The sequence below is a fragment of the Parasulfitobacter algicola genome (assembly GCF_013315265.1).
Classification (GTDB): domain Bacteria; phylum Pseudomonadota; class Alphaproteobacteria; order Rhodobacterales; family Rhodobacteraceae; genus Parasulfitobacter; species Parasulfitobacter algicola.
On the sequence record NZ_JABUFE010000034.1, the window covers coordinates 1 to 4835 of the forward strand.

6 protein-coding genes are annotated in these 4835 nt (G+C 50.4%); 1 reads left to right on the top strand and 5 read right to left on the bottom strand.

What is annotated here, in order from left to right:
* Window positions 1–340 precede the first annotated feature (340 nt).
* Complete coding sequence (locus HRQ87_RS19805; protein ID WP_174140177.1) at window positions 341–1249, bottom strand: helix-turn-helix domain-containing GNAT family N-acetyltransferase; 909 nt, start codon at window positions 1247–1249, stop codon at window positions 341–343.
* A gap of 404 nt (window positions 1250–1653) precedes the next feature.
* Here HRQ87_RS19805 and HRQ87_RS19810 point away from each other — a divergent pair, with 404 nt between their 5' ends.
* Window positions 1654–2844 (top strand): Shedu immune nuclease family protein, encoded by a 1191-nt coding sequence (locus HRQ87_RS19810; RefSeq protein WP_174140178.1) that lies wholly within the window; start codon window positions 1654–1656, stop codon window positions 2842–2844.
* 60 nt (window positions 2845–2904) lie between these two features.
* Here HRQ87_RS19810 and HRQ87_RS19815 read toward each other — a convergent pair whose 3' ends face one another.
* From HRQ87_RS19815 to HRQ87_RS19830, 4 genes are all read right to left on the bottom strand, one after another.
* Window positions 2905–3054, bottom strand: coding sequence for a hypothetical protein (locus HRQ87_RS19815; RefSeq protein ID WP_174140179.1), 150 nt, complete (start codon window positions 3052–3054; stop codon window positions 2905–2907).
* 41 nt (window positions 3055–3095) lie between these two features.
* Window positions 3096–3605 carry a hypothetical protein gene (locus tag HRQ87_RS19820; protein ID WP_174140180.1) on the bottom strand — a complete coding sequence of 170 codons (510 nt, stop codon included), beginning with the start codon at window positions 3603–3605 and terminating at the stop codon, window positions 3096–3098.
* A 65-nt stretch (window positions 3606–3670) separates the two neighbouring features.
* Window positions 3671–4009, bottom strand: coding sequence for a hypothetical protein (locus HRQ87_RS19825; protein WP_174140181.1), 339 nt, complete (start codon window positions 4007–4009; stop codon window positions 3671–3673).
* Window positions 4010–4179: 170 nt separating this feature from the next.
* On the bottom strand, window positions 4180–4608 hold the full coding sequence (locus HRQ87_RS19830) for a GNAT family N-acetyltransferase (protein ID WP_174140182.1): 429 nt from the start codon (window positions 4606–4608) through the stop codon (window positions 4180–4182).
* Window positions 4609–4835: the final 227 nt, after the last annotated feature.

Below are 4835 nucleotides of genomic sequence, written 5' to 3' on the forward strand. Positions count from 1 at the left end.
TGCCATGGCCCGAACGGTTCGAAGCAGTGACTTGGGACAAGCTGAAGCAGTCGCTCGGGCTGACGCGGCCCTATTAGGTGTTGAGTTCAACATGCCCGGTTCCTGACATTCGCGCAGATCGCAGCATCGATCAAAAAGGGCTCTCTGCCGCCATCGGAGCAGTCGCAGCATCTGCTCGGCAAGGGAAGTTTGTTCCGATAAGGACGGCCCATACCGGACTCTCAGCGCTGTGCTTGGATGCTGCAGTTGCAGCCCGCATAATCGACATTCGCCGCGACCGTAAAATCAGATGATGTGCTACCCGTAAACGACGCCGCAAGGTAGGCAAGCAAATGCTGCACTAGGCACTCTGGCGTCGCACAAATTCCTGCTCGGTCACTTCCGTTCCCCACTGCTTACCGGGGGTCTGATGCGCCAGCGCGAACCGGTGTTTCTCATAAAGGTGGCGGGCGGCATCCAATCCTTTGAAGGTCCACAGGCGCGTGCGATCAAAGCCCTGCTTGTCTACAAACTCCGTGGCTTTGCTGAGAAGCACGTTTCCGATACCCATACCCTGCGCTTTGGGGCTAACGATGAACCACCGTAAATGGCTAACGCCGTCCCCTAAATCCTCACCATCGAGAGAGACAGACCCCAGAAGTTCTTCGCCTTCATAAGCGGAGAACGTCGTGTTTACCGAATTGTTTATACGCCCCATAAACTCTGACATTTCAGTTGCGATTTTGCGCTCGAAAACTGCTCCAAACCCATAGTGTTGTGAGTAGAAGGTCGCGTGTAGATGCGCCACGGATGCGATGACCCCAGAACGATAGCCCTCGTGTAGTTCCACGTTTGGCGCAGCGCTGACCGCGCCGCCTAAAGATTTTGCGAATAGAACAAGGCCAGTCTCAATTTGTGCGACTTCATTTGACGACAGCACGTCGAGGGCAGATTGAAGCTGTCGCCGCCCAAAACTCTCGACTTCGCGCAGCAGGTTTTTTCCTTCTTGCGTCAAAGTCAGAATACGGGACCGCTTATCACTCGGATCAGTGTCAGCCTCGATCAGGCCATTGTTTTGCAGCTTTTGAACAAGACGGCTGACGCTGGACTTTTCCAAATGCAAATGGGCGCCCAGGTCACTGGCATTTTTAACCGTGCCATAACCAACCTCAATAATCGTGTGCACCGCAGATGGAGATAGCTCTGTTCCAGCCAATCCCTTTTGCATGAAGCCAAGTTCGCGCACTATATGCCGTGCAGCGGAACGCATTTTGTCAATGCGGGGGATTGGAAGTGATTGAGTCATAGTTGCGTGGTACAACCAAAACTCTGAAACCGTCCACTAGTAAATGTTCTCAGCGTCTCAACAATCCAGCAGATTGGGTTCATAGCCGCCATCGGCCCGTTGCGGAAATTGGCCACTACATCTGAACGCTGCGGTCGCAGCCCGCATTGCCGACATTCGCCGCGGTCGCGAAATGACGGGGTCGTCGAACTCACGATCTGCGGGACTTTGCTGCCGTTGGCGTACGCAAGCTAGAGGTCGGCTTCTTTACAGACGACATCAGATCGCTCACCAGTGCAGAGAACTAGCACGGTGCATGTAACTTTTTCTTGCTACGTTGCCCGCTGAGATTGTATCGTCCGTGACGAACAGAATTTCCGGAATGGTTCATGTCAGAAGTTGATTTTGAGGAATTTGAGTATGCTAATAATCGGGTTCCAGACAGGCTCTATATTTCGAAGAGTTTCAGCTACCCGGGCAAAGAAACCGTTTACCGACAAGGCTGGAAAAGGTTCGAGGCCGGGCCGTTGAAAGATCTCGTCAAAGATGGTGATGAGTTCGTTCTTCATGAAACTGCCACTGGCTTTCAGCAGATAAAGGCTCGGTTCATTGAAGATGGAAGGGGAATAACTCATCTGCACATTCAGAGGTGGAGTACCAAATCTGGCAACCCGATGGGTGATCAAGTCGTGTTGTACGGTGAGCAAATCTCCAGATTGTTGGAGTTTCTCGAAAATATTCGACGTTTGGAAATTCCTGGGACTGCCAAATTCAATGTCAACGAGGCCGATTTACGGCTAGTCCACATGCCGGACGCTGAGGCACGCAAACTACTTGAAGACCGCCCCGAACTTGTTGCCGAATTTGCACGCAGTCAGATAACCACCGAAGACGTGGTGGCGCTCGCATATCGCCGTAAGCAACTGAAAATGTTCTCCGAAATGCTCGACGCCGCCAAGGATATCTCGGAAAGTTCTTGGCAAGAGTTCTTTGAACGCAATCAGTGGATTTTTGGCTACGGCCTGAGCTACATCTTCACGACAGGGTTGGATGGACGGAAACTTCAGCAAACGATCCGCGGTTCCAGTGTGGCTGCACCGGGAAAGGTTCCAGACGGCATCATGAAGACCCGTGCCGCTGTTAGCGCGCTGTGCCTCGTTGAGATCAAGAAAAGCAACACCGGCCTTCTGAAAGAGAATGAGTACCGCCGTGGCGCGTGGGCACCTTCTGCGGAACTCAGTGGCGCGGTGGCGCAGTGCCAAGAGACGTTGCGTGCTGCCACTAAAGAGCTAGGCACTTACCATCGTTTTTCCGACGAGCAGGGCAACCCGACGGGAGAAGAATTGATGGCGGTTCAGCCTAGATCATTTCTAGTAGTCGGCAGTCTCGGTCAGTTTAAGACCGAAAAAGGTGTGAACTCATCGCGCTACCAAGCTTTCGAGGGCTTCCGCCGAAATCTTCGCCAACCAGAAATCATCACCTTTGACGAGTTGTACGAACGCGCTCGGTTCATCGTTGAGCATACGGAAAATTCGGGTGTGTCTACCGAAAGTCAGGACGAAGACGAAATCCCCTTTTAACGGCGACGTGTCCTACAAAGCGGTCATTTGTGCAAAGTGCAGCATCGGGCGTTTTGGGGCTTATTTTGTTGAAAAAGTCGGTACAATTTGGTGGTTGGACTGCCTCGCCAGCGTAGGCGTAGGCTTCTTGTTCCGTCCGATATAAGGGGCGGTGGCCCGCTTGATGTCTTTGACGATCTTCTCGCCGGGGCTCTTCGTTGTCTTTCTCATCGTCCACTCCTCAGTGGTTACGATGAGCAACAAACACTCTCTTAGCAAATGGCCCTAATTGGTCCCATAAGCGCTGACGTCAGACAGCCATCACCAATAACATTGTCTCCGGGGTCGCCATCATATGCGCCATAAGCTGACCATGTGCCGTCTTCTAGTTCATAGACCGCGCCTTCTGCAATTGCTTGCTCAATTGTAATATCGCGATCATCTGCATATTGTCTGGCTTCTTTTGCTTTATCTGTTTCAATGATACTATCGCCGCCATCGACAATACGGCCAGCTTCTGAAATTTCGGCATCTAAACCATGGTCGCGTGCCGCCTCTCGGGCTTCCTCTGCTTTTTCATAGTTGCCAATGCTTTCAAGGTAATCGGCTTGTCTGTTGCGCATGGCTTCATTCTGACGTTCCCCGCCACTGACCAAATCTCTTTCACTGTTGTATACATTTGCGTAGCCTGACAAATTTTCCCTGCGTGCCTTCTCCCAAGGATCGTCCGTCGAGACGATATCAGGGTCTATTCCGTAATCTGTTACATTTAATCCGGCCATTTTGTGTGTCCCTCAAGATTTATATTGAAACAATGAACACTCGTTACACGGTACAAATTATTTGATCAGTTTGTTATGCATTCCTGATATTGTGGATTTTGTCTGACGATTGCAGCATCAATGGTCGCGTCATCATGCAAGACAAAGCAAGTGGATGCTTTCATGGTGTCATCTGGAATGCGGGCAGCGCCATCAAGCGGTAGCAATTTGAAATTTAAGACAATGCTGTAGGGCACAAACCTATCGCCGTCGCCGCCATCACTCATATAATTCCACATTTGAGTGTAAAAACTGCGTTCATAACTACGGCCAACTATTGCAACAAAGCTAGGGTCTGTATGCTCGTTATAAATCTGCGCAAATGTTTTCAAGAATTGATAATTTGATGGCAGTTTGTTTGTCATTGTGAACACGCATTCGGTTTCAACACTTGTGGTATCGCCTGCCATCACTTTGCGTAACTCTGCGTGAATTTCAGATACGGTAAAGTTGCCGTTGCAAGACGTGTCAGCCCTAGCGATTGCCGGGGCCAATAAGATCAGTACAAGTATTAGGTATCGCATGATGCGCCCCCTCATTTCAGTTTCAATGAAAAATTCCCGCCAATGGGTCGGTATCCCATGTGGCCAAAGAATTTGTGTGTGCGTCTTAGGTCTGTGTCAGACGTGACGTGGATCAGGACTTCGCTGACATTCCGATGCTTTGACCATGACCGCAAGCCGTACATTAGCCCGACAGCGGCTCTACCGCCTATTAGGCTGTTTCGGTACTGCGGCATGACAAAGAACGTCTGGACGGTGGCGAGTAGCGCGCCTGTGCCGAATGCATGTTGCGCTGCGACACAGTAAAGATGCGCGATTGCCTTGTCATTGTGTCTGGCAAGTAGAATGCCGTGACGATCCGGGGCCGCGATGGCTTCTTTGAACGCTTTGACTGCTTTGTCTTTGCTTAAGGGGATGTGTGCGAAATGACCGTCAAGGTGTGCCGTTTCGGCTAAGGTCATTATTTCATCAATGTTTTCGTTTGTTGAAACGACTGTAAATTTCATATTCTAAATCACTATTTGGACTTATTGCTGACGTTGCGTCTATCCATTGATCAATTCAAACTGTCTGTCAATCATAGGTATAAATCTGGGACTGTTGCATTATCTTGGCGTGTCAGCGAGATCTTTGCTTTTGAGGTTCGCCATGCCACGCAAATCCCCGTTCAAACATCATCGCTTTCCGA